The organism is Flavobacterium yafengii, from assembly GCF_030010375.1.
In the GTDB taxonomy this organism is placed as follows: Bacteria; Bacteroidota; Bacteroidia; order Flavobacteriales; family Flavobacteriaceae; genus Flavobacterium; species Flavobacterium yafengii.
The window spans coordinates 29,825-56,701 of record NZ_JASCRY010000001.1 but is presented as its reverse complement, the minus strand read 5'-3'; the positions used below and the strand labels follow the sequence as shown (position 1 = coordinate 56,701).

Here is a 26,877-nt window from a genome sequence, read left to right as displayed (position 1 = left end):
ATTTTTGATTTAAGATTGAAAAAAATAAACAGTAAAAATTCTCCAGTTTCGGCTCTCTCTTCTTTGGAGAGAGGGCCGGGGAGAGGAAAAAGATAACAATGAAAATTACACTAAACAGAGTAAACGACAATTTCCACTTTGAATTAAAAAATGAAAGAGGACACATTGTAAATGTAGATAGCCGACCAGAATTTGGCGGAGACGATAGAGGTCCAAGTCCAATGGAATTAGTATTGATGGGTGTTGCGGGTTGCAGCGCTATTGATATGATTTCGATTTTGAAAAAACAACGTCAGGAAATCACTTCTTTCAAAGCAGAGGTTGAAGGGGAACGTGTACAAGTAGGAGACGCAAAACCATTCAAGGATATTACAGTAGTATTCTTTTTGGAAGGGCCTATTAATGAAGAAAAAGCAGCAAGAGCCGCACAACTTTCTTTCGAAAAATACTGTTCGGTTTCTAAAACATTAGAGCCAACCGCAACGATACATTATAAAGTGGTTTTGAACAATAAACCATTATAGTTTAATTAAAGATTGGATTTGAATATCCAAACAACTTTAAACCTTAAACTTTAAACTAAAAATAAAATGAACGAACAAGAATTTGGTTTTGAAACGCAAGCCATACGTACCCAATTAGAAAGAACGCAATTTCAAGAACACTCGGTTCCTTTATACTTAACATCAAGTTTTGTATTTGAGGATGCCGAAGATATGCGTGCTTCTTTTGCTGAGGAGAAAGATCGAAATATTTATAGCCGATACAGCAATCCAAATACCAACGAATTTATAGAGAAAATTTGTAAAATGGAAGGTGCTGAATCGGGTTTTGCTTTTGCTTCTGGAATGGCAGCCGTGTATTCAACTTTAGCGGCTTTGTTGAACTCAGGAGACCATATTGTTTCGGCAAGCAGTGTTTTTGGAGCGACACATTCATTGTTTATCAATTATTTTCCAAAATGGGGAATTGAAACATCGTATTTTGATATTGATAAGCCAGAGACCATTGAAAGTTTTATAAAACCAAATACAAAGATTCTTTTTGCAGAATCTCCAACCAATCCAGCGGTAGATATTATCGATTTGGAACTGTTAGGGACTATTGCCAAAAAGCATAATTTGATTTTGATTATTGACAACTGTTTTGCTACACCTTATTTACAGCAACCGATAAAATGGGGTGCACATTTAGTGGTACATTCAGCTACAAAATTAATTGATGGTCAAGGGAGAGTTTTGGGGGGTATAACAGTTGGAAATGCCGAATTGATTCAAAAAATCTATTTATTTTCGAGACTTACCGGTCCTTCTTTATCCCCATTCAACGCTTGGGTATTATCAAAAAGTTTAGAAACTTTAGCGATTCGTTTAGATAGACATTGTGAAAATGCCTTGAAAGTAGCTGAGTTTTTGGAAAGCCATCCTCAGGTTAATAAAGTGAAGTATCCTTTCTTGAAATCGCATCCGCAATACGAAATTGCTCAAAAGCAAATGAAATTAGGAGGTAACATCGTTGCATTTGAGATAAAAGGCGGAATTGAAGCGGGAAGAGCCTTTTTGGATAAAATAAAATTATGTTCCTTGTCACCAAATTTGGGAGATACCAGAACAATTGTTACGCATCCAGCATCTACAACTCACAGTAAATTAACTGTTGAAGAAAGATTAGCGGTAAGTATTACGGATGGTTTAGTACGCGTTTCAGTAGGATTAGAAACCGTGAAAGATGTAATTGCTGATTTGGAGCAGGCTCTTTCGTAAGGATTTTTGATTGCAGATTAACGATTTTTGATTGCAGATTAACTACAAATTAAAAATCGTTAATCTCCATTCACTATTCTTAAATCAAAAAGTATATTTTTGTTGTTACAATATAAAAAGAATGTTGATTTCAGATAGCTTTGAAATCTGCAATCAAAAATCGTTAATCTTCAATTTTATATCTTTTAAATGCTTTCAAAAAAAACAAAATACGGAATAAAAGCTTTGTCATTTTTGGCTCGTCAAGAGAATCAAATCCCGGTTCCAATTGCGGATATTGCAAAAAGTGAAAACATTTCGATTAAGTTTTTGGAAAGTATTTTATTACTCTTGCGTTATTCTGGTTTTTTGGGAGCCAAAAAAGGTAAAGGTGGAGGATACTATCTGATAAAAGACCCAAAAGACATTAATATGGCTCATGTATATCGCATTCTTGAAGGGCCAATCGCTTTGCTGCCTTGCGTTAGCCATAATTTTTATGAAAAATGTGACGATTGTGTTGACGAAGCCAATTGCTCTGTTCATAAACTAATGACAGAAGTTCGTGACAATACACTTATGATATTGGAAAACAATACACTCGCGGATATCGCATTTTAGAGAATAAATCAAAAAAATTTTTTGTAGTTAAGTTAAAAGTTTTACTTTTGCACAGTAATCTACTATTCCGATAGGGTAATGGATTTAAATAATTAAAACAGTTGAATTTTAAAAGCATGAGCAAAGAATTGAAAGAGATTAATATCAATGCAAAATCGGGAACTACTTTCGCCGAGCGTTTGTGGGTTATAATCCCTGTTGTTTTGTTGGTAGGGTTGTTTTCTACATTAGTCTACAATCATTATGCTGAGTTTTCCTGGAATGGCTTTTTGGCAGGTTTCAATCAGGAATTCCTAATCTTTTTCTGCATCGGGATATTTGCGCAATTAGTGGATGGAACTTTAGGAATGGGTTATGGAGCAACTTCTACTTCTTTTTTATTGGCGTATGGAATTCCTCCGGCAATCAGCAGTACAGGTGTTCACGTTGCTGAAATGTTTACGACAGGAGCTTCTGCTATTTCTCATCATCGCTTTGGGAATATCAATAAAAAATTAGTGAGACATTTGTTGATTCCGGGTGTTTTAGGTTCTATTGCAGGTGCTTATTTATTGTCGGATGTAATTGACGGGGATGCGATAAAGCCTTTTATTGCGGTGTATATGATAGCGCTGGCAGTTATAATTATCAGAAAAGCAATGCAAAAAAATATTATTAAAAAGAAAACCAAACGATTAAATATTCTAGCTTCTTTTGGAGGTTTTATGGATGCTGTTGGCGGTGGTGGCTGGGGACCTATTGTTACTTCTACCTTATTAGGACGCGGTAGAAATCCCAGATATACTATTGGTTCTGTAAATGCAGCGGAGTTTGCAGTAGCTTTTGCCAGCGGTGTAACATTCATGCTTTTTGGAGGGATTCAAGGATGGCAAGTGATTATAGGATTGATTTTAGGTGGTGTGATAGCTGCTCCAATTGCCGCTATTTTAGTTAATAGAATAAAGAGAAAGCCTATGATGATTTTAGTTGGCGTTTTAATTATTGTTTTGAGTTTAAAAACACTGTCTAAATTATTATAAAGAGAAACGAAATTATGAGCATAGCGATAACAAACACTTTATTAGAAAAAACAAGAAGCTTATCCATCGAGGAAACGCTTGCTTTTTTGGCTAATGAATTCAAAGATAAAGTTGTTTTTTCGACTTCTTTTGGACAGGAAGATCAGGTGATTACAGCTTTAATTGGTCAAAACGATTTACCAATTACCATTTTTACTTTAGATACAGGAAGACTGTTTCAAGAAACCTATGATGTTTTTCATAAGACATTGAAAAAGTATAAAAAAGAAATTAAGGTTTGTTTCCCGGAAGCTTCTGAAGTAGAAAATTTGTTAAATCAAAAAGGCCCAAACAGCTTTTACGAATCGGTGGAGAATAGAAAGGAATGTTGTTTTATTCGAAAAGTGGCGCCGTTGACCAAAGCGTTAAAAGGAAATGAAATTTGGATTACCGGTCTGAGAGCAGAGCAATCAGAAAACAGAAATGATTTAGAAGTTTTTGAATACGATGAGAAGTTCGATATTATAAAATTCAATCCATTGTTAAAATGGACTTTGAAAGAAGTAGAAGATTATTTAGAAAAAAATAATGTACCACAAAATGCATTGCACAAACAAGGATTTGTAAGTATAGGATGTGCGCCATGTACCAGAGCAATTACTCCTGATGAAGATATACGAGCGGGCAGATGGTGGTGGGAATCCAGTCATAAAGAATGCGGTTTGCACCAGAAGTAATTTTAAATTATGAATTATAAATTATAAATGATTGTTGCAATTTTTCAAATCATTTAAATCTTTAAATTAAAAAAATGAGTACGATATTAAAAACAAACGCTTTAGAAAGCGAAGCGATATACATTTTCAGAGAAGTAATTTCTCAATTTGACAAACCAGTATTGCTTTTTTCTGGTGGAAAAGATTCAATTACATTGGTACGTTTAGCACAGAAAGCTTTTTTTCCTGCTAAAATTCCTTTTCCATTGTTACACGTAGATACAGGGCATAACTTTCCGGAAACGATTGCCTTTAGAGATAAATTGGTAGCTGAATTAGGATTGAAATTAATCGTTCGTAATGTGCAGGACGCTATAGATGAAGGGAAAGTTGTAGAAGAGTCTGGAAAATATTCTAGCAGAAACAGTTTGCAAACGACGACACTTTTGGATGCAATCGAAGAATTTAAATTTGATGCCTGTATTGGTGGCGCGCGTCGTGATGAAGAAAAAGCAAGAGCTAAAGAACGTATTTTTTCTGTTCGTGATGATTTTGGTCAATGGGATGAAAAAAACCAACGTCCAGAATTATTTGATCTTTTGAACGGAAAAATTGAAAATGGTCAAAACGTTCGTGTTTTCCCAATTTCGAACTGGACGGAACTAGATGTTTGGAGTTATATAGAACAAGAACAAATCGAAATTCCATCAATTTACTTTTCGCACAAACGTAAAGTATTCTTGAGAGACGGTATGATTTGGTCTCATTCTCCTTTTGTATACCAAGAAGAAGATGAAGAAATCGAAGAAAGAATTGTTCGTTTTAGAACTGTAGGTGATATGAGTTGTACTGCTGCTGTTGATTCTTATGCAGCAACTATTCAGGAAGTGGTTGGCGAAATTAGATCTTCAACTATTTCTGAAAGAGGAGCTAGAATTGATGACAAACGTTCTGAAGCTGCGATGGAAAAAAGAAAACAACAAGGGTACTTTTAGAAAATAATTATAAGGTATGAATTATAAATTGTTCCGAGACATTTAAAATTCAACATTTAAAATAAAAAAATCAAATTTAGAAGTTTGTACAAGGTGTTTTGAAAACCTTAAACTTTTAAACTTCAAACAAAAAACAAGGAATGGAAGTTTTAAAAATAGCAACAGCAGGAAGTGTAGATGACGGAAAAAGTACATTAATTGGGAGATTATTATACGATACAAAATCGTTGACTACAGATAAGATTGAAGCAATAGAAAAAAGCAGCAAGCAAAAAGGATACGATTATTTAGATTTCTCATTGGCTACAGATGGTTTGGTTGCTGAAAGAGAACAAGGAATCACGATTGATGTGGCTCACATTTATTTTTCGACTGCAAAGAAAAGTTACATTATTGCCGATACTCCAGGTCACGTTGAATATACACGTAACATGGTTACAGGAGCTTCAACTTCACAAGTTTCAATTATTTTGATTGATGCTCGCAAAGGGGTTATTGAGCAAACCTACCGTCACTTTTTTATCAATAATTTATTGAGAGTAAAAGATGTTATTGTTGCGGTAAACAAGATGGATTTAGTTGATTATTCAGAAGAAGTATACAACAAAATCAAAGCAGACTTTCAGGCATTAAATGCAAAAAGTGCTTTCAAAGAACAAAATGTAAGTTACATTCCGTTAAGTGCAATCAATGGCGGTAATGTTGCCGATAAATCGGAGAATATGCCTTGGTACACAGGACAGACGGTTTTGGAACATTTGGAATCTTTGGAACCAAACGATATCTACGAAAACGGGATCGCACGTTTCCCTGTTCAAACAGTAATCCGACCAAAAACAGAGGAATATCACGATTTTAGAGGGTATGCCGGGAAATTATACGGGAACAATATTAAAGTAGGAGATGCCGTAACGGTGCTTCCTTCTTTAACGGAATCTACAGTAACGAATATTCACTTTTTTGATAAACAATTTGATGAAGCTACGGCTGGTTCTTCTATCACTATCGAATTAGATAATGACATCAATGTAACCAGAGGTGATATGATTGTAAAATCTAATGAACTTCCTAAAATTGAAAAAGACATCACAACAACTGTTTGTTGGATGGACAGTAAAAAATTAGTGGCAGGTGCAAAATATTATGTACAACACAATAGCAATAGAGTTTTGGCAAAGATTGATAGTGTAAAAAACGTAATCGCAACCGATTATTCTGGAACAACTCCAGCGACTCAATTAGCGATAAATGAAATTGGAGAAGTAACCATTAAATTGAGCAAAGCCATTTATTTTGATGCTTACACGGATAATAAATCTAACGGAGCTTTCATCTTAATAGATGCTACAACCAATACAACAGCTGGCGTTGGTTTTATAAAATAATTTTAGCTTTTGCTAAAAAAATAAATAAGTTAAAAGATATAGATTAACAGCTAAAAGCCCAAAGCCAATAGCCCAAAGCTAAAAAAGATGCAAAGTTTTAGAACCGAAATAGAAGACCCGATTGTCCAAAAAGAGATTATAGATTTAGAGAAAAAAATTCATTCATTCCGAAGTGGACAAATTGACGATGAGCGTTTTCGCAGTCTTCGTTTGGCACGTGGTATTTACGGTCAACGTCAAGAAGGCGTGCAAATGATTCGTATTAAATTGCCATACGGAAAAGTGACTAGCGAGCAATTGAAGCGTATTACTGAAGTGTCAGATAAATATTCCACGGGACGTTTACACATTACAACCCGTCAGGATATTCAAATTCACTATGTTAGTTTAGATAGAACACCTGAACTTTGGTCTGAGTTGGCCAAAGATGATATCACTTTGAGAGAAGCTTGTGGAAATACAGTGCGTAATATTACTGGAAGCGAATTAGCTGGTGTAGATGTTGACGAACCTTTTGACGTTTCGCCTTATGCGCATGGTTTGTTTCAATATTTATTGCGTAACCCAATTTGTCAAGAAATGGGACGTAAGTTCAAAATATCATTCTCCTCTTCTGATAAAGATACGGCGCTGAGTTATTTGCACGATTTAGGATTTATTCCAAAAATTGTAAATGGCGAAAAAGGGTTCAAAATAATGTTTGCCGGAGGTTTAGGTTCTCAACCAAGTCACGCTGAATTACTTTCAGAATTTGTACCGGTGAACCAAATCATTCCAACTGCCGAAGGTATAATTAGGGTTTTTGACCGTTACGGAGAAAGAGCAAAACGTTTGAAAGCACGTATGAAGTTTTTAATCAAAGATTTAGGTCGTGAAGAGTTTTTGCGTTTGGTTGACGAAGAGAAAAAAGCCTTGCCGTTTCATACATACGAAATAGATACTACTGCTTTTGAAGGACCAATTACAGAACCTTTGTTGGCAGTGCCATCAGTAACGATTGGTGATGTTGAAGCTTTTGAAGCTTGGAAAAAATCAAATGTGATTGCACAAAAACAAGCAGGATATGTTGCTATTGGTATTAAAGTGCTTTTAGGAGATTTTTATACAGACAAAGCAAGATTATTAGCCGATTTGATTAAAAATTATGGTGCTAATGAATTGCGTTTTTCATTACGACAAAACATCGTTTTACGTAATATTAAAGAAGAAAATCTAGCGTTCTTTTATCAAGAATTAGCCAAATTAGATTTTGTTGCTTTAGGATATGATACTATCGGAGATATCACGGCTTGTCCGGGAACGGATACGTGTAATTTAGGTATTGCAAGTAGCACTGGTATTGCGGATGAATTAGAAAGAGTATTAAAAACAGAATACCCACAATACAGCAACAATCAACAAATCGCCATAAAAATTAGCGGTTGTATGAATGCTTGTGGACAGCACAATATGTCCGAAATTGGTTTTCAAGGAATGTCAATCAATGCAGGAAAACTGGTTGCTCCAGCACTTCAGGTATTGTTAGGTGGAGGAAATTTAGGAAACGGAAACGGAAGATTTTCGGATAAAGTGATTAAAATTCCAAGTAGAAGAGGACCCGATGCGTTGCGTTTTATCTTAAATGATTTTGATGCCAATGGAAATGGACAATCATTCTTGAATTATTACGATGCAAAAGGAGAGAAATATTTCTATGAGTTTTTGAAACCATTAGCAGATATAACAAACCTTACCGAGGCTGATTTTGTAGATTGGGGAAATGCCGATAACTACGTAAAAGCAGTTGGAGTAGGAGAATGCGCAGGTGTAGTAATTGATTTAGTGGCTACTTTACTATTGGAAGCCAAAGATAAATTGACTTTCGCACAAGAAGCTTTCGAAGATAAAAAATGGTCGGATGCGATTTATTTAGCCTACGCAGGTTTTGTCAACGGTGCCAAAGCAATTTTACTGGCCGAAAACGAAAAAACAAATCACCACGCTGGAATTATCAATTTATTTGATACTGTTTTTATCGAAAGTAATAAAATCGAGTTGGATTCAAGCTTCAAAGATTTGGTTTATCAAATTAAAGCGAATGAGCCTTCTGCAGAATTTGCACAAAAATACATTCAAGAAGGAGTTGCCTTTTTTGAAAAAATAGAAAAATACAGAGCAAAAGATTTAGCTGATGCATAATACAATACAACCCAAAGTAACTTTAGTAGGCGCTGGTCCCGGTGACCCAGATTTGCTTACTCTGAAAGGAGTAAAAGCACTTGCTGAAGCAAATGTGGTTTTGTATGATGCGCTGGCCAATGATGAAATAATGATTCATGCACCAAAAAATGCCATCAAAATATTTGTGGGCAAACGAAAAGGCTGTCATGAATATACCCAAGACCAAATCAATCAGTTGATTGTTGATAATGCGCTTACGTACGGAAATGTCGTTCGATTAAAAGGTGGAGATCCATTTATTTTTGGACGTGGAAGCGAAGAAATAGAATTCGCAGAAAGTTTTGGAATCCCTACATTTGTAGTACCCGGAATTTCATCTTCGATTGCAGTTCCCGCTTATCAAGGAATTTCTTTGACAAAAAGAGGTGTTTCGGAAAGTTTTTGGGTAATTACAGGTACGACTTCCGACAGGAATTTGTCAAATGATGTAGCGTTAGCAGCGCAATCATCGGCAACAGTTGTGATTTTGATGGGAATGAGTAAATTATCACAAATTGTTTCTTTATTCCAAAAGGAATCCAAAGGAGAAACTCCCGTTGCGATTATTCAAAACGGAACTACTCCACAGGAAAAAATTGGAGTTGGAACGATTAACACAATCCAAGCAGTGGTTGTGGAAAACAAATTAAGTTCGCCAGCAATAATTGTCATTGGCGAAGTGGTCAAAGAAAGTAATAAGTTGAAAGGATTTTACGAAGAATTTATAGCATCTGAAATAAGATAAGAATGGAAAGAAATGAATTATATCCTGTTTTTTTAAAACTACAAAACCTGAATGTGTTGATTGTAGGTGGAGGAAATGTGGGTTTAGAAAAATTATCTTTCATGTTGAAATCGAGTCCAAACGCGAATGTTGAGGTGGTGGCGCCAAGGTTTTTGCCAGAACTGGAAGAGTTGGTGGAAAGACATCCTTCGGTGAAATTGACTAAAGTCAAGTTCAAGAAAAAAATGTTGAAAAAACGCCACATGGTTATAGCTTGTACCGATGATTTGAAAGTCAATAAACGCGTATTTGATTTGTCTCGAAAAAGATATTTGATTTGTAACATTGCTGATACACCAGATTTATGTGATTATTATTTGGGCGGAATTGTAACCAAAGGGAATGTCAAAATCGCTATTTCGACCAACGGAAAATCACCGACAACTGCCAAAAGATTACGGGAGTTTTTTGAAGAAATCATTCCAGACGATATCAATAAAATGGTCGAAAACCTAAATGAATATCGCAAGACACTAAAAGGAAATTTCGAAGAAAAAGTACAAAAAATGAATGAAATCACCGAAGCATTAAAAAATAAAGAATAAAAGCAGAGCAAAATAACGAATGATATTTATCATTTAAAGTCGTAAAAATCAATCGTTAATTTGCAATTAAATAGTTTAGCACAATTACATTACATAAAGAATAAAAAAATGATTAAAACAGACATACTTATAATAGGAGCCGGACCAACAGGTTTATTTGCAGTTTTTGAAGCAGGATTGTTAAAACTGAAATGTCATATTCTGGATGCTTTGCCACAAGCAGGCGGGCAATTATCTGAATTATATCCCAAAAAACCTATTTATGATATCCCAGGTTTCCCGGAAGTATTAGCCGGAGATTTGGTAGATAATCTAATGGAACAAATCAAGCAGTTCGAACCGGGATTCACGCTGGGAGAACGTGCTGAAACGATTGAAAAACAAGAAGACGGAAGTTTTATTGTGACTTCTAATAAAGGGAAAAAATTCCATGCTCCTGTGGTAGCAATTGCAGGTGGTTTAGGAAGTTTTGAACCAAGAAAACCATTAATCGAAGACATCGAATTTTACGAAGATAAAGGAATCAAATACTTCATCAAAAACCCGGAAAAATTCAGAGACAAAAAAGTAGTAATCGCCGGAGGAGGAGATTCTGCTTTGGACTGGAGTATTTTCTTGTCGAATGTTGCTTCTGAGGTGACTTTGATTCACCGTAGAAACGAATTTAGAGGCGCTTTAGATTCTGTAGAAAAAGTACAAGAATTGAAGAACTCAGGAAAAATAAAAATGATTACGCCGGCAGAAGTAGTTGGTTTGAATGGAGCTGAACATTTAGAGTCAATTGATATTGAGGAAAATGGCGCACATAGAACCATTGCGACGGATTATTTTATTCCACTTTTTGGATTAACACCAAAATTAGGTCCTATCGGAGACTGGGGATTAGACATTGAAAAAAATGCCATCAAAGTAAATAATGCTTTGGATTACCAAACGAACATTCCAGGGATTTTTGCCATTGGTGACGTAAATACCTATCCGGGAAAACTGAAATTGATTCTTTGTGGTTTCCACGAAGCAACATTAATGTGTCAGGCAGCCTACCAAATCATCAATCCAGGTAAGAAATACGTATTGAAATATACTACAGTTTCTGGTGTTGACGGATTTGACGGAACTCGTAAAGAAGCTCCAAAAGCCGTGGTGAAAGCCATAGTTTAACAACTTAATAAAAACTAGTTAAAAAATATAGCGCTAATACTTGCAAGTATTAGCGCTATGTCTTTACTTTGCACTGTTCATATATTTATTGAAAGTTATCACGAAAGGCGGAGGGAAAGACCCAATGAAACCTTAGCAACCCTTTATCTTTAAAGAAGGTGCTACATTCTACTTTATACAGAACCAGTTTCAGTATCTAAGATAGATAACACACGAATACTCACTTAGTATTTCTCAAACCTTTTCTTGACAACATATCGATATTTTTTTAGAGCGAATAATTGGCTTTTTTCTGCCATTAACGTTCCCGCTTTGCGTTGCAATCTTTTTGTTTTTTAAAGAAAAAAACAAAAAGGATTTCCACTTCAATCGGGGCTAAAGAGTAAAAATTTGTGATTTTTTGGTTTCATTTTAACCATTAAAACACAACAATTCAAAAAAAATAAAATGTCAAGTATTCAAGAAGCCATCAAAAAAAACATACTCATTCTCGATGGAGCAATGGGAACCATGTTGCAACGCTACAATTTTTCTGAAGAAGATTTTCGAGGAGAACGTTTCAAAGATTTTCCACATTCCTTAAAAGGGAACAACGATTTATTGTCATTAACGCAACCACAAGCGATTCGTGCCGTTCACGCAGCTTATTTTGAAGCAGGAGCGGATATTGTTGAAACCAATACTTTTTCTGGAACTACTATCGGAATGGCTGATTACCATCTTGAAGATTTGGTGTACGAACTCAACTACGAATCGGCAAGAATCGCCCGTGAAGTAGCCGATGAATTTACAGCTAAAAATCCTGATAAACCTCGTTTTGTAGCAGGTTCAATAGGGCCAACAAACAGAACGGCGAGCATGTCTCCAGATGTAAATGATCCGGGTTACAGAGCCGTAACTTTCGATGATTTGCGCATTGCTTACAAACAACAAGTAGAAGCGTTGATAGACGGAGGAAGTGATTTACTTTTAGTAGAAACTATTTTCGACACGTTAAATGCAAAGGCCGCACTTTTCGCCATTGAAGAAGTCAAAGACGAACGCAATATCGATATTCCAATCATGGTTTCCGGAACCATTACAGATGCATCAGGAAGAACACTTTCAGGTCAAACTGTTGAGGCTTTTTTAGTTTCAGTTTCGCATATTCCGTTGTTGAGTGTAGGTTTCAATTGTGCTTTAGGAGCTGATTTGCTGAAGCCTTATTTGCAAACTTTGTCACAAAATACTTCGTTCAATGTATCGGCACATCCTAATGCAGGATTGCCAAATGCTTTTGGAGAATACGATGAAACACCGCAAGAAATGCAAGCACAAATTAAAAGCTATTTAGACGATAATTTAGTCAATATCATAGGTGGTTGTTGCGGAACAACGCCAGAGCACATCAAGTTGATTGCTGATATTGCCAAGGATTATAAACCTAGAGCATCAACAGCAACAATGTAACCAAGGATGCCCGCGTGAGGGATAGCAGCGAAAAGCCAACAGCCTGACGAAGGAAGAGCGAGGACTTGCAGCGAATAGCCCGACCCTTTTTGGGTCACGCCCAAAATAATAATAAGATATACGAAACCTGAACGTTTGCTGAAATCGTGAAGGATCAAACAAAATAAAAATGGCACAAGCAGAAACTAGAAGAAACCTTGTATTATCGGGATTAGAGCCTTTAATCATTACGCCGGAAAGCGTTTTTGTGAATATTGGTGAACGTACGAATGTAACAGGTTCTAGAAAATTCCTTCGATTAATCAAGGAAGAAAAATACGAAGAGGCACTTAGCATTGCTAAAGAGCAAGTGGAAGGTGGCGCACAAATCATCGATATTAATATGGATGAAGGAATGCTCGATGGCGAATATGCCATGACAAAATTCCTGAATTTGATCGCTGCTGAACCAGATATTTCAAGAGTTCCAATCATGATTGACAGCTCGAAGTGGGATATTATTGAAGCGGGACTAAAAGTAGTTCAAGGAAAGAGTGTCGTAAATTCTATTTCTTTGAAAGAAGGAGAAGAGCAATTCATTCATCATGCTAAATTGATTAAACGCTACGGAGCTGCGGCAATTATTATGGCTTTTGATGAAACTGGACAAGCTGATAATTACGAACGCCGAATAGAAATTTGCCAACGTTCGTATGATATTTTGGTAAACAAAGTGGGTTTTCCTCCGCAAGACATCATTTTCGATTTAAATATATTCCCAGTGGCAACAGGTATGGAAGAACACCGCTTGAACGCATTGGATTTCTTTAGAGGAACCAAATGGGTTCGTGAAAATCTTCCTCATGCACACATTAGTGGTGGTGTAAGTAATGTTTCTTTTTCGTTTAGGGGAAATGACACGGTTCGAGAAGCGATGCACTCGGTGTTTTTGTACCATGCGATTCAACATGGTATGACAATGGGAATCGTGAATCCGGAAATGCTTTCCATTTACGACGAAATTCCAAAAGATCTTTTAGAACGAGTTGAAGATGTAATTCTAAACCGTCGCGATGATGCAACCGAAAGATTGTTGGACTTTGCTGAAAATGTAAAAGGAGATGTCAAGAGTAATGAAAAAGCAGTTCAAGAATGGCGTTCAGGAACTATTCAGGAACGATTGACACACTCGTTAGTAAAAGGAGTCGATGAATTTATAGAAATTGATGTAGAAGAAGCGAGACAGGCAGCAACAAAACCTATCGAAGTAATCGAAATCAACCTAATGGCAGGAATGAATGTCGTTGGAGATTTATTTGGTTCGGGAAAAATGTTTTTACCACAAGTGGTGAAATCAGCGCGTGTAATGAAAAAGGCAGTAGCTTATTTATTGCCATTTATTGAAGCCGAAAAAGATGGTGTTTCGAGTTTTGCAGGTCGTATATTAATGGCAACGGTAAAAGGCGACGTACACGATATTGGAAAAAATATTGTTTCAGTTGTTTTGGCTTGTAACAATTATGAAATCATTGATTTAGGTGTCATGGTTGCGCCTGAGAAAATTATCGCTGCAGCTATAGAACACAACGTTGATATTATTGGATTAAGCGGATTGATAACACCGTCACTTGATGAAATGGTGTATTTGGCTAAGGAATTAGATAAAAGAAACATAAAAATTCCAGTGATGATTGGTGGAGCAACCACTTCACGAGCGCACACTGCCGTAAAAATTGCACCACAATATAGAGAAACTGTTATTCACGTAAATGATGCTTCGAGAGCCGTAACGGTTGCCGGAAATTTGTTGAACAGTGAGAAAAAAATATATGCAAGTGACATCAGAGCAGAATATGATGCTTTTAGAGAGACATTTTTGAATCGTTCACGCGACAAAAATTTCTTGACTATTGAGCAAGCTCGTGTCAATAAACTGAAATTAGATTGGGAAAATTACAATCCAATGAAACCTAATTTTATTGGAACAAAAACAATCGAAGTCAATTTGGATGTTTTGGTTCCGTATATTGACTGGACACCGTTTTTTAGAACATGGGAATTGTTCGGAAAATATCCGGCGATTCTTACTGATAATGTTGTTGGAGAACAAGCTACTTCTGTTTTTGCGGATGCCAAAGAAATGTTGGACGTTATTTTGAAAGAAAAGAAATTGACTGCCAAAGGAATTTACGGAATTTTTCCTGCGAATCAAGTGAATGATGATGATATTGAATTGAGTGATGAAAGTGGAAAAGTATTAGAGAAATTCTTGACTTTGCGTCAGCAATCACAAAAAACCAAAGGTGCTCCAAATATTGCATTGTCGGATTTTATTGCTCCGAAAGACAGTGGTAAAAAGGATTATATGGGTGCGTTTTGTGTAACGACCGGTTTTGGTGTTGACGAATGGGCAGCTGAATTTGAAAGAGATTTGGATGATTATAATTCGATTATGGTGAAAGCATTGGCAGATCGTTTTGCAGAAGCTTTTGCCGAATACCTTCACGAAAGAATCCGTAAGGAAATTTGGGGTTATGCTGCTGATGAAAATTTAAGTACAGAGGCAATGATTGAAGAGGTTTATAAAGGAATTCGTCCGGCACCAGGATATCCCGCTTGTCCAGACCATTTAGAAAAACCTACGATTTGGAAATTACTTAATGTAGAACAAGAAATAGGAGTGACTTTAACGGAAAGTATGGCGATGTGGCCAGCTTCATCGGTATCAGGTTATTATTTTGGGAATCCGGAAAGCAAGTATTTTGGACTTGGAAAAATAAAAGAAGACCAAGTTATTGATTATGCCAAACGAAGAAGTGTTTCGACCGAAGTAGCCATGAAATGGCTGAACCCAAATATTGCAGATTAAAAACACAGTCATAAAGTCAAAAGTCATAAAGTCCAAAGGACGTGACTTTCGTCTTTTGACATTCAAACCTTAAGACTTAAAATGAAAGTAACACAACATATAGAACACGCAAAAGGAGAAACTTTATTCTCCTTCGAAATTATTCCGCCTCAAAAAGGGAAAAGCATTCAGGAATTATACGATAATATTGATCCGTTGATGGAGTTCAAACCGCCATTTATAGACGTAACTACTTCTCGCGAAGAGTATATTTATGTGGATAAAGGCAATGGCTTACTAGATAAGAAACTGACTAGAATGCGACCTGGAACACTTGGGATTTGTGCTTCCATAAAACATAAATATAATGTAGATACAGTTCCTCATGTGCTTTGCGGTGGTTTTACCAAAGAAGAAACCGAATATTTATTAGTTGATTGTCATTATTTAGGAATTGATAATGTGATGGCTTTGCGTGGTGATGCGATGAAAGACGAGCAATATTTTATTCCGAAACAGGGAGGGAATGATTTTGCAGTTGATTTGGTGAAACAAATCAATCAATTGAATTGTGGAAAATACCTGCACGATGTAATGGATGTTGATAATAAAGCCAATTTTTGTATTGGAGTTGCGGGATATCCAGAGAAACATTTGGAGTCTCCGTCCTTACAATCCGATTTAAAAAGATTGAAAGAAAAAGTGGATGCCGGTGCTGATTACGTGGTGACACAAATGTTTTTTGATAATGCTAAATACTTTGAGTTTGTTGCCAAAGCAAGAGAAATGGGAATTACGGTTCCTATTATTCCAGGGATTAAGCCCATTGCCGTAAAAAGACATTTGCAAGTATTACCGCAAATTTTCAGAATCGATTTGCCAGAAGATTTAATTCATGCGGTTGATCATTGTAAAAATAATGCTGACATCAGACAAGTGGGGATAGAGTGGGCGATTCAACAATCATTAGAATTGAAAGCAGCCGGAGTTCCTGTGTTACATTATTATTCTATGGGAAAATCAGAAAATATTCGACAAATAGCGAGTAAGGTTTTTTAATTCCCCAATCGTATTTCATAAAAAAGCTCGTTTAAAATTGATTTTAAACGAGCTTTTTTTAGTTTTAAACTACTTCGTAATCTCTCTAAATACGGCCTCTAAGTTTTTATTTTTCTGATTGAGCTGCAATGTTTTTAAACCATTGGCATTGGCAAAATCAAAAACTGCCGGACGCATGTCTTTATCGGCTTTGAAAGTCAATTCCCAAATCATATCGTGCGTATTTTTATAAGAAACAAGATTTTCGATTTTGGCAATGGCTTGTTCCTCTATTTTAAAATCAAATTCTACTTCGATAACTTGTTCCTTGTCTTCGGAAATTAAGTTGTTTAGTTTTTTGTCGGTAACAATTTTACCGTTATTGATGATAATAACGCGGTCACAAATGGCTTCGACTTCCTGCATAATGTGTGTAGAAAGGAAAACGGTTTTGTCTTTCCCTACGTTTTTAATCACATTACGAATTTCCATCAATTGGTTTGGATCTAAACCAGTTGTTGGTTCATCGAGAATCAAAACATCAGGATTGTGTAATAAAGCATTGGCAAGTCCCACGCGTTGACGATATCCTTTGGACAATTGACTTATTTTTTTATGACTTTCGGCACTTAAACCAGTCAATTGGATTACTTCTTCAATTCTAGATTTAGCTACTTTATACACGTCAGCGTTAAAAGCTAAATATTCACGTACATATAAATCCAAGTACAACGGATTGTGTTCCGGTAAATAGCCAATGGAAAGCTGAACGGCTTTTTGTTGGGTGTTTACATCGTTTCCATTTACAATTGCAGAACCTTCATCAGCATTAATATACGTGGTCAATATTTTCATTAAAGTCGATTTTCCGGCTCCATTTGGACCTAAAAAACCAACAATTTCTCCTTTATTAATCGAGAATGAAATGTTATCCAGTGCTTTTTGGGCACCGTAGCTTTTGGATATATTAGTAACTTCTATTGACATGGAATTTTATTTGTTGCAAAAGTAAACAGAAAAAGTATTGATTTATTGTTTTTTGTAGCCAATAGCTAAAAAGACCTTTGTCAAAGTTTTACAAAGCGGGATGATATTCTATTTTAGATTTATATATTTACCATAAACTATATAGATATGAATTTGAAAAATACACAATCGGGCAGTTTCTTGAAAAACTACAAAAGTATTTTATTGCTACTTGGCGGAATTCTGGCAGGAAGTATATTGGGTTTAGTTTTTGGAAAAGGAGTAGAAGTGATTAAGCCTTTGGGCGATATATTTCTGAATTTATTGTTTACAGCAATTATACCGTTGATATTTTTTACGATTGCATCTTCGATTGCCAATTTAGAAAAATCAGAGAAACTCGGGAAATTATTTGTAATTGTTATTGGTGTGTTTTTAAGCACTGTGCTTATTTCGGCACTATTAATGATTGTTGGAGTATTACTTTTTCCTATTCATCAAGATATCATCATTTCTAAATTTCCTTTGGAAAGTATTCAAAGTGGTACTGCAGGATCACAAATTACCCAATTGCTCACAGCAGGGGATTTTTATGAACTGCTTTCTCGAAAAAGTATGTTGGCATTAATTATTTTTTCATTTCTAATAGGATTTGCAGCTTTACGCTCAGGAGAAAAAGGAAAGGATTTTAGTAGGTTCCTGAATTCAGGGAATGAAGTGATGAAACAATTGTTGCACATAATCATGAAAACGGCTCCAATAGGTTTGGGTGCTTATTTTGCGTATCAAGTTGGAATTTTTGGACCGCAATTATTTGGCGCTTATGCGAAACCTTTGGGACTTTATTATGCAGTTTGCGCTTTTTACTTTGTCGTATTTTTTAGTTTGTACGCTTTTATCGCTGGAGGAAAATTAGGATTTAAAGTATTTTGGAAAAATAATATTACGCCTTCATTAACGGCATTGGGAACTTGCAGCAGCATTGCAACAATTCCTGCCAATTTGGAAGGAGCTGAACAAATGAATATCCCAAGTCATATCAGGAATGTTGTTATTCCACTTGGTGCACCTTTGCATAAAGATGGTTCGAGTATGTCGTCCATTATAAAAATTGCGGTTATTTTTGCCATGTTTGGTAAAGATTTCACAGATCCAAATACGTTGCTGATGGCGTTAGGAATTACTGTAATTGTTTCGGTAGTCGAGGGCGGAATTCCAAATGGAGGTTATATAGGAGAAATTCTTGCGATAACCGTTTATGGATTTCCAATGGAGCAGGCACTTCCAGCGGCAATGATTGTGGGGACTTTGGTTGATCCTATGGCGACATTATTGAATGCGAATGGCGATTTGGTTTCGGCGATGGTAGTAACCCGAATTTCTGAAGGAAAAAAATGGCTTTCGGCGAATTTAACCGCTTAAATGCTTTTTGAGCTAGAATTAGTTGAAAAAAGCATTTAGAAATCGGTAATAAGCGGTAGGTTAGAAGTCTCTTTTTTAGGTATTTTGTAATAAAAAGTAGTTTTCACAAAGAATTCTTTTTTTGTTACATATAATCAAACGTTTTTTTTGGTTGGGTTAAAATATGTCCTACATTTGCATAGAAATTAATACAAAAAAGCGACAGCATGTTGAATAACCGATTTTATTTTAGCAACTCTTATTATTTCTTCTGGAAAGTGGAAAGGGATTGTTGTATGGTTATTTGATTATAAAATTAAATTGATACTATAAATATACAATCCCGATGAAAATCGGGATTTTTTTTTTGCTTAAAAGCGTGTAAAATGAATGAAATAATTGGAATACAAGGCATAACGGGTTCTTTTCACCATCAGGTGGCACAGGAATATTTTAATCAAGCTGTTGTTGTTGACGAATGTTTGTCCTTTGAAGAGTTGGTGGATAATCTACTTTCAGGTAAATCAGATCAGGCAGTTATGGCGATAGAAAATTCTATTGCAGGACCAATTATTCCTAATTATGCGTTGATTGATAAAAATAATTTGCACATAATAGGAGAACATTATTTAAGAATTCATCAAAATTTAATGGCTTTAAAAGGTCAGAAAATGGAAGATATTCTGGAAGTACATTCGCATCCTATGGCTATTTTACAATGTATGGAATTCTTGAAAAAATATCCAAACATAAAATTAGTTGAAGATAAAGATACTGCTGAAACGGCTCGCAGAATTCAGGAAAAGCAATTAAAAGGGATTGCTGCAATTGCCAGTAAAACGGCTTCGGAAATGTACGATTTAGAAATTTTGGCTCCGGAGATTCAAACGATTAAAAACAACATGACTCGTTTTGTGATTATAAAAAAGGAAAATTCATTTGTGCCGGAAAACGAAATCAACAGAGCGTCCATCAAATTTGAATTGGATCACAAACGCGGAAGTTTAGCTGCAGTGCTGAATGTAATGAGCGACTGTAAATTGAATTTAACTAAAATTCAGTCGTTGCCAAAAATAGAAACACCTTGGAAATATTCCTTTTTTGTGGATGTTACTTTTGAAAGATACGAAGATTATGCAAAAGCAAAGTCACTATTGATTATCATGGCGGAGTATTTCAAAGTATTAGGCGAATATAAAAACACAAAACTATAAATCTCCAAGGGAGAAATTCTGATAGGAATTTAGGATATAATAAAAAATAAAATGATGATTACTACAGCAAAACGTCTCGGTACAATTGAAGAATACTATTTCTCCTCAAAACTGAGAGAAGTAAGACAATTGGCTTCTGAGGGGAAACCAATTATCAATATGGGAATTGGAAGCCCTGATTTACAGCCTTCACAAGCGGTGATTGATGCAGTGGTATTGGCAATGAAAGATGAAAATGCGCATCAATATCAGAGTTATCAAGGGGTGCCGGAGTTGAGACAAGGTATGGCTGATTTTTATCAGAACAACTTTCAAGTAGCGTTGAATCCTGCTAACGAAATTTTGCCTTTGATGGGTTCCAAAGAAGGAATTATGCATATTTCACTGGCTTTTTTGAATGAAGGAGATCAGGTTCTGATTCCAAATCCAGGCTATCCAACGTACACATCGGTGACGAATTTAGTGGGAGCAATTCCAGTTTATTATGATTTAAAAGAAAATAATAACTGGGAACCAGATTTTGAAGCTTTGGAGAAATTAGATTTATCAAAAGTGAAAATCATGTGGATTGGTTATCCGCACATGCCAACAGGAGCAAGAGGAAGTTTGGAGTTGTTCGAAAAGTTAGTGGCTTTCGCCAAAAAACATCAGATATTATTAGTCAATGACAATCCGTATAGTTTTGTTTTAAATGACAATCCGATGAGTTTGTTACAAGTAGAAGGCGCCAAAGACGTGGCTTTAGAATTGAATTCTTTGAGTAAGACTTTTAACATGGCAGGCTGGAGAGTTGGAATGGTTTTAGGAAATGCAGCTTGTATTGATGCTGTTCTAAAAGTAAAAAGCAACATGGATAGCGGAATGTTTTACGGGATTCAAAAAGGAGCAATTGAAGCTTTGAAAAGTGACAAGACTTGGTTTGAATCGATGAATGCGATTTATAGAAAACGCAGAATTCTTACCGAACAACTAGCTGAGAAGTTGGGTTGTAAAGTATATAAAGAAGGAGTTGGATTATTTGTTTGGGCAAAATTGCCAGACGGAATTACATCAGCAGAGAAATTTATTGATGATATTTTATATGACAAATCTGTTTTCATTACACCGGGAACCATTTTTGGAAGTAATGGTGAAGGATACATTCGATTTGCACTTTGTGTAAAAGAAGAAAAAGTACAGGAAGCAATTGATAGATTTTAATACATGAAAATATACGTAATTGGAATAGGATTAATAGGCGGTTCGATGGTATTGGACATTAAAACGCTGCATCCGGAAGCCAAAATTTATGGAATTGATAACAACGAAAGTCATTTGGCGGAAGCCATAGCTTTAGGAGTTGTGGATTCTGGTGCTGCATTTGAAGATTTAGTGGATGCAGACTTTGTTATCGTTTCGGTTCCTGTTGATGTGGCGCTAGTTGTTTTGCCAAAAGTATTGGATGTTGTTGGGGATAATACGATTGTTTTTGAAGTAGGTTCTACAAAAACACCTATTTGTGAAGTGGTTGCCCATCATCCTAAAAGGAGAAATTTTATTGCTACGCATCCTATTGCAGGAACGGAGTTTTCAGGACCTTCGGCAGCGATAAAAGGATTGTTTCAAGGTAAAACGAATATTATTTGTGAAGTAGAGAAAACAACTTTCAAATTACAGGAAAAGGCGTTGGAGCTTTTTACGGCGATGGGAATGAGAATCCGTTATATGGATCCGAAATCACATGACAAACATATTGCTTATGTGTCGCATTTATCACACATCAGCGCCTTTATGCTTGGAAAAACGGTAATCAATAAAGAGAAAGATGAACAGGATATTTTTGACATGGCAGGTTCCGGTTTTGAAAGCACGGTTCGTTTGGCCAAAAGTTCCCCAGCAATGTGGACGCCTATTTTTAAACAAAACAGGAAACAGGTTGTAAAAACATTGGATGAATACATTTCGAATTTATCAAAATTTAAAGAATTATTAGAAAAGGAAGATTACGATGCGATTTACAATGAAATGCTAAGTGTCAATAAAATAAAAGAAATATTAAACGGAATGAATGTTAAAAAGTAATCAGCATTCAGTTGCCGGTTACAGTCAAAAATAACAACACACAATAAAATAATAAAATAAAATTTAAAAAAAATGGAAAACAAGAAAGAAATGAGAAATTGGTTGAATGAATTCAATTTGACTCATCCATTTGTGATCGCAGGACCTTGTAGTGCTGAAACAGAAGAGCAAGTATTGAAAATTGCGCATGAATTGAAAGATTCAGATGTAAGTGTTTTTAGAGCAGGAATTTGGAAACCTAGAACACGTCCGGGAGGATTTGAAGGTGTTGGTGAGATAGGATTGAAATGGTTGAAAAAGGCTAAAGAGCAAACAGGATTGCTAATGGGAACGGAAGTGGCAAATGCTGCTCACGTAAAATTAGCTTTGGAATATGATATTGATGTATTGTGGATTGGTGCCAGAACGACCGTAAATCCATTTGCAATGCAAGAAATTGCAGATGCTTTAGCAGGAACTAAAAAAATCGTATTGGTTAAGAATCCGGTAAATCCAGATTTGTCTTTATGGTTGGGTGGTGTTGAGCGTTTATACATGGCAGGAATTGAAAAATTAGGAGTAATTCACAGAGGTTTTTCGACTTACGAAAAAACAAAATACAGAAACATTCCAGAATGGCAGATTGCTATCGAATTGCAAAATAAATTCCCTGATTTACCTTTAATTATTGATCCATCTCATATTACAGGAGATCGCAAAATGATTCTTGAAGTAACTCAAGAAGCTTTGGATTTGAATTATGATGGTATGATTATCGAAACGCATTATGATCCAGACAATGCTTGGAGTGATGCTGCACAACAAGTTACGCCAGATGCTTTGAAACAAATTTTTATTGATTTGAAAGTTAGAAAAGTAAATGATGTATCGGATGAGTTTACTCAAAAAATGGCAAAATTAAGAGCTAATATTGATGTTTTAGATGCTACTTTATTGGATTTATTAGGAAAGCGTATGAAAGTAGCTGACGAAATAGGTCAAGTGAAAAAAGATGCTAACGTTGCTGTATTGCAAAACAATCGTTGGAACGAAATTCTAGGAAAAATGATTTTGGAAGGCGAGAAAAAAGGATTGACTGAAGAATTTGTGCTGAAAATGTTCAAAGCGATCCACCAGGAAAGTATTGGTCACCAAGAAAAAGTATTGAACGCTTAGTCCGTATTTTTTAAATATTAATCCCTACAGCTTTTGTCAAAAGTTGTGGGGATTTTCTATTTTTAATTGTATGTAAAGTTGTTCAAAGTGAAAAACTTTAAACTTTAAACTTTAAACCTAAAACAAAGAATTATCTTTGCAAAGTCTTAGGTTTTAAATCAGAAATCTAAAATCGTTAATCTTCAATCAAAAATCCTAAATGACAGGACTCGTATACAAATCTACAGGAAGTTGGTACACCGTAAAATCCGAACAAGGTGATTTTATTGAATGCCGTATGAAAGGTAAATTCCGAATTAAAGGAATCAAAAGTACCAATCCTATCGCTGTAGGCGATGTTGTGGATTATGAATTAGAAGAATCATCCGATACAGTTACGGGAACCATTTATAAAATTCACGACAGGAAGAATTATATTGTTCGAAAATCAGTGAATTTATCGCATCAGATGCATATTATTGCGTCTAATATTGATCGGGTTTTCTTGTTAGTCACCATTAATAATCCGCCAACAACTTTTAATTTTATTGACCGTTTTCTGGTTACTGCAGAAGCCTATGGAATTGAAACGATACTGGTTTTTAATAAAATTGATACTTTTGACGATGCCACGCTAGACGAACAATTGTATATGCAACATGTATATCAAGAAATTGGATATAAATGTTTGCGCGTTTCTTCGACTGAAATGAAAGGAATTGAGGAATTGAAAGCAATGATGATTGGTAAGGTGAGTATGTTTTCTGGACATTCCGGTGTAGGCAAATCAACTTTGGTAAATGCAATGGAGCCTTCTTTACATTTAAAAACAAAGACAATTTCTGAAGCAAGCAAGCAAGGACAACACACAACTACTTTTGCCGAAATGTATGATTTGTCTTTTGATGCTAAAATTATTGACACGCCAGGTATCAAAGGTTTTGGAATTGTGGACATGGAAAAAGAAGAAATTAGTGGCTATTTTCCTGAATTTTTCAAATTGAAAGACCAATGTAAATTCAATAATTGTTTGCATAAAGACGAACCGCATTGTGCTATTAAAGCCGCATTGGAAAAAGACGAAATCGCTTGGTCTCGTTATAGAAGTTATCTTAAAATTCTGGAAGGTGATGATGAACATTATCGTACTGATATTCATAATGAAGATAGAATAATCAGTGATAAAACGAGGGAATAACAATATCAAAAATCAATTTCAATTTTAAAAATGAAAATAGTCCTTCAAAGAGTTTCCTCAGCTTCCGTAACTATCGATAATAAAATTGTAGCCGATATCCAAAAAGGACTGTTGGTTTTAGTTGGTATTGAAGATGCCGATACTCAAGAAGATATAGATTGGTTGGTTAATAAGATTACTAACATCCGCATTTTTGGCGATGAAAACGATGTCATGAATTTATCCGTTAAAGATATTGACGGAGATATTATTGTGGTAAGCCAATTTACATTACATGCTTCTACTAAAAAAGGCAATCGTCCTTCCTACATAAAAGCTTCAAAACCAGAAGTTGCTATCCCATTGTACGAGAAATTTGTAAAAAAAATAGAAATAGAACTAGGTAAAAAGGTACAAACGGGCAACTTTGGTGCGGATATGAAAGTGCTTTTGCTGAATGATGGTCCCGTTACCATAATCATCGATAGTAAAAATAGGGCTTAAGTTTTCTTTAATCGAAAAAATCTTATATTTTTGATAAAAAGAATTTTATGATTTTTAAAAATATCTCTTTCCTATTTTTGTTTTTTACTTCTTTCATTTTTGCTCAAAAGCTAGAATATAACTCTTTGAACATTTCCGATAGCTTAAAAGAAAATGCCAATGCTGTGGTTCGTTTGAATCAAATAGACATTGCTATTGCTTCACAAAGAAGCATGAATATTACCACTAAAAGAGTGGTGACGGTTCTAAATGAAAAAGGCTTGAGTACAATTGACGCTATTGAAAGTTATGATAAAAGAACCAATATTAGAAATATCGAAGCAACTGTTTATGATATTTTAGGAAAAGAAATAAAAAAAATTAAGCGTAAAGATTTCAAGGATCAAAGTGCAGTTGATGGCGGCACACTTTTTTCAGATAATCGTTATCTTTATTTAGATTACACCCCTGTTCAATATCCCTTTACAGTAGTTTTCGATAGCGAAATAGAAACTTCTACTACCGCTTTTATTCCGAAATGGTATCCTTCAAGTGATTATTTTGTAAGTGTCGAAAAAAGTATTTTGAATGTAAAATATCCTGATAATTTAGGTTTTAAGAAAATGGAATTCAATTTTTCTAATTCCAAAAGTGATAAAACGATTGATACTGCAACGCAACTTTCATATACTGCTACCAATATTCTGGCTCAAAAACAAGAAGACTACAGCCCTAGTTTTAGTTCGGTTTTTCCAAATGTGATGATGGGATTAGAGTTGTTTCATTTAGAAGGAGTTGACGGAAATGCAAAGACTTGGAAGGAGTTTGGACAATGGTATTCTGATAAAATTTTATTGGGAACAACTGATTTACCAGATGAAACCAAAATGAAAGTAAAGGCCCTTGTTGGAGATGAAAAAGACCCAATTAAAAAAGCAAAATTAATTTACAATTTTGTACAACAAAAAGTAAGATATATCAGTATTCAAGTTGGAATTGGTGGATGGAAACCTATGCTTGCCAGTGATGTAGATCGTTTGGGATATGGTGATTGTAAAGCATTGACTAATTATACTAAGGCCTTACTGGATGTGGTAAATGTGCCATCTTATTATACTATTCTCTATGGAGATAGGAAAAAACTAAGTATTCAGTCTAATTTTGTATCTATGCAAGGGAATCACGTTATTTTGTCTATTCCAAATAGAAATAATTACACTTGGTTAGAATGTACCAGTCAAGATGATCCCTTTGGATATCAAGGTACTTTTACAGATGATAGAGAGGTTTTAGTAATAAAACCGGATGGAGCCGAGATTGTTAGAACCAAAGTTTATGAAGATAATGGAAACACTCAAATTAGTAAAGGAGAGTATGCCTTATCAGCAAATGGAGATTTCTCTGGAAAAATAACAATTGCTTCGGAAGGATCACAATACAATCAAAAAGCGCTTATTGAAAATAGACAGCCAACCGAAAAAGAGGCGCATTATAAAGAGTATTGGGGACATATTAATAATTTAAAAATCAATAAAATATCATTTTCTAATGATAAAGATAAGATTCGTTTAACTGAAAATGTAGCTATAGAAGCTGTGAATTATGGAAGTCTTACCCCAAATAAGTTGATATTTGCTGTTAATGCCTTTAATAAAACAAATGCTTATGTCAAGAGAATAAGGAACCGTAAAAATCCTTTAGAGATACAAAGAGGTTTTTTGGACGAAGATGAGATAACTATAACTCTTCCTTCTGGTTTTTCTACTGAATTTTTACCTGAAAATTATGAACTGAACAGTAAATTCGGTAATTATAAAACTGAGATTATAAAAACGGATGCCGCTAATTTGGTTTATAGAAGAACCTTATTCGTCAAAAAAGGATTGTATTCGAACAAAGAATATGACGAATATCGTCTTTTTATAGAACAAATTTCAAAAAATGATAATGCCAAAATTATTCTAACCCAAAACCAATAAAA

At 35.2% G+C, this 26,877-nt stretch carries 23 protein-coding genes and 1 riboswitch; of the genes, 22 read left to right on the top strand and 1 reads right to left on the bottom strand.

Going from position 1 to position 26,877, the window contains the following annotated elements:
- The first annotated feature begins 98 nt into the window (after window positions 1-98).
- The 14 genes from QLS97_RS00250 to metF all read left to right on the top strand — a co-directional run bounded on the left by QLS97_RS00250 (window position 99) and on the right by metF (window position 16,481).
- Window positions 99-524, top strand: a complete 426-nt coding sequence (locus QLS97_RS00250; protein ID WP_282713702.1) for an OsmC family protein — start codon at window positions 99-101, stop codon at window positions 522-524.
- 66 nt (window positions 525-590) lie between these two features.
- Window positions 591-1,763 carry a trans-sulfuration enzyme family protein gene (locus QLS97_RS00245; RefSeq protein ID WP_282713701.1) on the top strand — a complete coding sequence of 391 codons (1,173 nt, stop codon included), beginning with the start codon at window positions 591-593 and terminating at the stop codon, window positions 1,761-1,763.
- A gap of 189 nt (window positions 1,764-1,952) precedes the next feature.
- Window positions 1,953-2,363, top strand: a complete 411-nt coding sequence (locus QLS97_RS00240) for an RrF2 family transcriptional regulator (RefSeq protein WP_131991491.1) — start codon at window positions 1,953-1,955, stop codon at window positions 2,361-2,363.
- Window positions 2,364-2,479: 116 nt separating this feature from the next.
- Window positions 2,480-3,382 carry a sulfite exporter TauE/SafE family protein gene (locus QLS97_RS00235; RefSeq protein ID WP_282713700.1) on the top strand — a complete coding sequence of 301 codons (903 nt, stop codon included), beginning with the start codon at window positions 2,480-2,482 and terminating at the stop codon, window positions 3,380-3,382.
- Between the two features lie 14 nt (window positions 3,383-3,396).
- Window positions 3,397-4,098: a phosphoadenylyl-sulfate reductase gene (locus tag QLS97_RS00230; protein WP_282713699.1), complete on the top strand. Its 702-nt coding sequence runs from the start codon at window positions 3,397-3,399 to the stop codon at window positions 4,096-4,098.
- Between the two features lie 74 nt (window positions 4,099-4,172).
- Complete coding sequence (gene cysD / locus QLS97_RS00225) at window positions 4,173-5,072, top strand: sulfate adenylyltransferase subunit CysD (RefSeq protein ID WP_282713698.1); 900 nt, start codon at window positions 4,173-4,175, stop codon at window positions 5,070-5,072.
- 140 nt (window positions 5,073-5,212) lie between these two features.
- The gene (locus tag QLS97_RS00220) at window positions 5,213-6,457 is read left to right on the top strand and encodes a sulfate adenylyltransferase subunit 1 (protein ID WP_282713697.1); all 1,245 of its coding nucleotides are present in this window, start codon (window positions 5,213-5,215) and stop codon (window positions 6,455-6,457) included.
- A gap of 87 nt (window positions 6,458-6,544) precedes the next feature.
- Window positions 6,545-8,635: a nitrite reductase gene (locus QLS97_RS00215; RefSeq protein WP_282713696.1), complete on the top strand. Its 2,091-nt coding sequence runs from the start codon at window positions 6,545-6,547 to the stop codon at window positions 8,633-8,635.
- Complete coding sequence (gene cobA / locus QLS97_RS00210; protein ID WP_282713695.1) at window positions 8,628-9,401, top strand: uroporphyrinogen-III C-methyltransferase; 774 nt, start codon at window positions 8,628-8,630, stop codon at window positions 9,399-9,401. Before QLS97_RS00215 ends, cobA begins: the two co-directional genes overlap by 8 nt.
- 2 nt (window positions 9,402-9,403) lie before the next feature.
- On the top strand, window positions 9,404-9,985 hold the full coding sequence (locus tag QLS97_RS00205) for a precorrin-2 dehydrogenase/sirohydrochlorin ferrochelatase family protein (RefSeq protein WP_282713694.1): 582 nt from the start codon (window positions 9,404-9,406) through the stop codon (window positions 9,983-9,985).
- A 108-nt stretch (window positions 9,986-10,093) separates the two neighbouring features.
- Window positions 10,094-11,146: an NAD(P)/FAD-dependent oxidoreductase gene (locus tag QLS97_RS00200; protein ID WP_282713106.1), complete on the top strand. Its 1,053-nt coding sequence runs from the start codon at window positions 10,094-10,096 to the stop codon at window positions 11,144-11,146.
- Window positions 11,147-11,238: 92 nt separating this feature from the next.
- Window positions 11,239-11,358: riboswitch (SAM riboswitch) on the top strand.
- A 235-nt stretch (window positions 11,359-11,593) separates the two neighbouring features.
- Window positions 11,594-12,595, top strand: coding sequence for a homocysteine S-methyltransferase family protein (locus tag QLS97_RS00195; protein ID WP_282713693.1), 1,002 nt, complete (start codon window positions 11,594-11,596; stop codon window positions 12,593-12,595).
- A gap of 169 nt (window positions 12,596-12,764) precedes the next feature.
- Window positions 12,765-15,443, top strand: coding sequence for a methionine synthase (metH, locus tag QLS97_RS00190; protein WP_282713692.1), 2,679 nt, complete (start codon window positions 12,765-12,767; stop codon window positions 15,441-15,443).
- Window positions 15,444-15,524: 81 nt separating this feature from the next.
- Window positions 15,525-16,481, top strand: coding sequence for a methylenetetrahydrofolate reductase [NAD(P)H] (metF, locus tag QLS97_RS00185; RefSeq protein ID WP_282713691.1), 957 nt, complete (start codon window positions 15,525-15,527; stop codon window positions 16,479-16,481).
- Window positions 16,482-16,550: 69 nt separating this feature from the next.
- On the opposite strand, the gene gldA is transcribed toward metF, so the two are convergent.
- On the bottom strand, window positions 16,551-17,447 hold the full coding sequence (gene gldA / locus QLS97_RS00180; protein WP_282713690.1) for a gliding motility-associated ABC transporter ATP-binding subunit GldA: 897 nt from the start codon (window positions 17,445-17,447) through the stop codon (window positions 16,551-16,553).
- Between the two features lie 147 nt (window positions 17,448-17,594).
- On the opposite strand from gldA, the gene QLS97_RS00175 reads away from it, so the two are divergent.
- From QLS97_RS00175 to QLS97_RS00140, 8 genes are all read left to right on the top strand, one after another.
- Window positions 17,595-18,848 carry a dicarboxylate/amino acid:cation symporter gene (locus QLS97_RS00175; RefSeq protein WP_282713689.1) on the top strand — a complete coding sequence of 418 codons (1,254 nt, stop codon included), beginning with the start codon at window positions 17,595-17,597 and terminating at the stop codon, window positions 18,846-18,848.
- A 365-nt stretch (window positions 18,849-19,213) separates the two neighbouring features.
- A complete protein-coding gene (locus tag QLS97_RS00170; RefSeq protein ID WP_282713688.1) occupies window positions 19,214-20,041 on the top strand; it encodes a prephenate dehydratase in 828 nt (275 codons plus the stop codon).
- Between the two features lie 54 nt (window positions 20,042-20,095).
- Window positions 20,096-21,241: a pyridoxal phosphate-dependent aminotransferase gene (locus QLS97_RS00165; RefSeq protein ID WP_282713687.1), complete on the top strand. Its 1,146-nt coding sequence runs from the start codon at window positions 20,096-20,098 to the stop codon at window positions 21,239-21,241.
- Between the two features lie 3 nt (window positions 21,242-21,244).
- Complete coding sequence (locus tag QLS97_RS00160; RefSeq protein ID WP_282713686.1) at window positions 21,245-22,102, top strand: prephenate dehydrogenase; 858 nt, start codon at window positions 21,245-21,247, stop codon at window positions 22,100-22,102.
- A 72-nt stretch (window positions 22,103-22,174) separates the two neighbouring features.
- Window positions 22,175-23,257 (top strand): bifunctional 3-deoxy-7-phosphoheptulonate synthase/chorismate mutase type II, encoded by a 1,083-nt coding sequence (locus QLS97_RS00155; RefSeq protein WP_282713685.1) that lies wholly within the window; start codon window positions 22,175-22,177, stop codon window positions 23,255-23,257.
- 199 nt (window positions 23,258-23,456) lie between these two features.
- On the top strand, window positions 23,457-24,434 hold the full coding sequence (gene rsgA, locus QLS97_RS00150; RefSeq protein ID WP_282713684.1) for a ribosome small subunit-dependent GTPase A: 978 nt from the start codon (window positions 23,457-23,459) through the stop codon (window positions 24,432-24,434).
- Window positions 24,435-24,464: 30 nt separating this feature from the next.
- Window positions 24,465-24,917: a D-aminoacyl-tRNA deacylase gene (gene dtd / locus QLS97_RS00145; RefSeq protein ID WP_282713683.1), complete on the top strand. Its 453-nt coding sequence runs from the start codon at window positions 24,465-24,467 to the stop codon at window positions 24,915-24,917.
- A gap of 125 nt (window positions 24,918-25,042) precedes the next feature.
- On the top strand, window positions 25,043-26,875 hold the full coding sequence (locus tag QLS97_RS00140) for a DUF3857 domain-containing protein (protein WP_345956931.1): 1,833 nt from the start codon (window positions 25,043-25,045) through the stop codon (window positions 26,873-26,875).
- Window positions 26,876-26,877 lie beyond the last annotated feature (2 nt).

Bases quoted from the DNA above. Each gene is read 5' to 3' on its own strand.
- QLS97_RS00165 (WP_282713687.1), top strand. From the start codon at position 20,096: ATGATTACTACAGCAAAACGTCTCGGTACAATTGAAGAATACTATTTC.
- QLS97_RS00215 (WP_282713696.1), top strand. From the start codon at position 6,545: ATGCAAAGTTTTAGAACCGAAATAGAAGACCCGATTGTCCAAAAAGAG.
- rsgA (WP_282713684.1), top strand. From the start codon at position 23,457: ATGACAGGACTCGTATACAAATCTACAGGAAGTTGGTACACCGTAAAA.
- QLS97_RS00205 (WP_282713694.1), top strand. From the start codon at position 9,404: ATGGAAAGAAATGAATTATATCCTGTTTTTTTAAAACTACAAAACCTG.
- QLS97_RS00155 (WP_282713685.1), top strand. From the start codon at position 22,175: ATGGAAAACAAGAAAGAAATGAGAAATTGGTTGAATGAATTCAATTTG.
- QLS97_RS00160 (WP_282713686.1), top strand. From the start codon at position 21,245: ATGAAAATATACGTAATTGGAATAGGATTAATAGGCGGTTCGATGGTA.
- QLS97_RS00235 (WP_282713700.1), top strand. From the start codon at position 2,480: ATGAGCAAAGAATTGAAAGAGATTAATATCAATGCAAAATCGGGAACT.
- gldA (WP_282713690.1), bottom strand. From the start codon at position 17,447: ATGTCAATAGAAGTTACTAATATATCCAAAAGCTACGGTGCCCAAAAA.
- metH (WP_282713692.1), top strand. From the start codon at position 12,765: ATGGCACAAGCAGAAACTAGAAGAAACCTTGTATTATCGGGATTAGAG.
- cobA (WP_282713695.1), top strand. From the start codon at position 8,628: ATGCATAATACAATACAACCCAAAGTAACTTTAGTAGGCGCTGGTCCC.
- QLS97_RS00245 (WP_282713701.1), top strand. From the start codon at position 591: ATGAACGAACAAGAATTTGGTTTTGAAACGCAAGCCATACGTACCCAA.
- QLS97_RS00195 (WP_282713693.1), top strand. From the start codon at position 11,594: ATGTCAAGTATTCAAGAAGCCATCAAAAAAAACATACTCATTCTCGAT.
- QLS97_RS00250 (WP_282713702.1), top strand. From the start codon at position 99: ATGAAAATTACACTAAACAGAGTAAACGACAATTTCCACTTTGAATTA.
- QLS97_RS00200 (WP_282713106.1), top strand. From the start codon at position 10,094: ATGATTAAAACAGACATACTTATAATAGGAGCCGGACCAACAGGTTTA.
- cysD (WP_282713698.1), top strand. From the start codon at position 4,173: ATGAGTACGATATTAAAAACAAACGCTTTAGAAAGCGAAGCGATATAC.
- QLS97_RS00170 (WP_282713688.1), top strand. From the start codon at position 19,214: ATGAATGAAATAATTGGAATACAAGGCATAACGGGTTCTTTTCACCAT.
- QLS97_RS00220 (WP_282713697.1), top strand. From the start codon at position 5,213: ATGGAAGTTTTAAAAATAGCAACAGCAGGAAGTGTAGATGACGGAAAA.
- QLS97_RS00175 (WP_282713689.1), top strand. From the start codon at position 17,595: ATGAATTTGAAAAATACACAATCGGGCAGTTTCTTGAAAAACTACAAA.
- QLS97_RS00230 (WP_282713699.1), top strand. From the start codon at position 3,397: ATGAGCATAGCGATAACAAACACTTTATTAGAAAAAACAAGAAGCTTA.
- QLS97_RS00240 (WP_131991491.1), top strand. From the start codon at position 1,953: ATGCTTTCAAAAAAAACAAAATACGGAATAAAAGCTTTGTCATTTTTG.
- dtd (WP_282713683.1), top strand. From the start codon at position 24,465: ATGAAAATAGTCCTTCAAAGAGTTTCCTCAGCTTCCGTAACTATCGAT.
- metF (WP_282713691.1), top strand. From the start codon at position 15,525: ATGAAAGTAACACAACATATAGAACACGCAAAAGGAGAAACTTTATTC.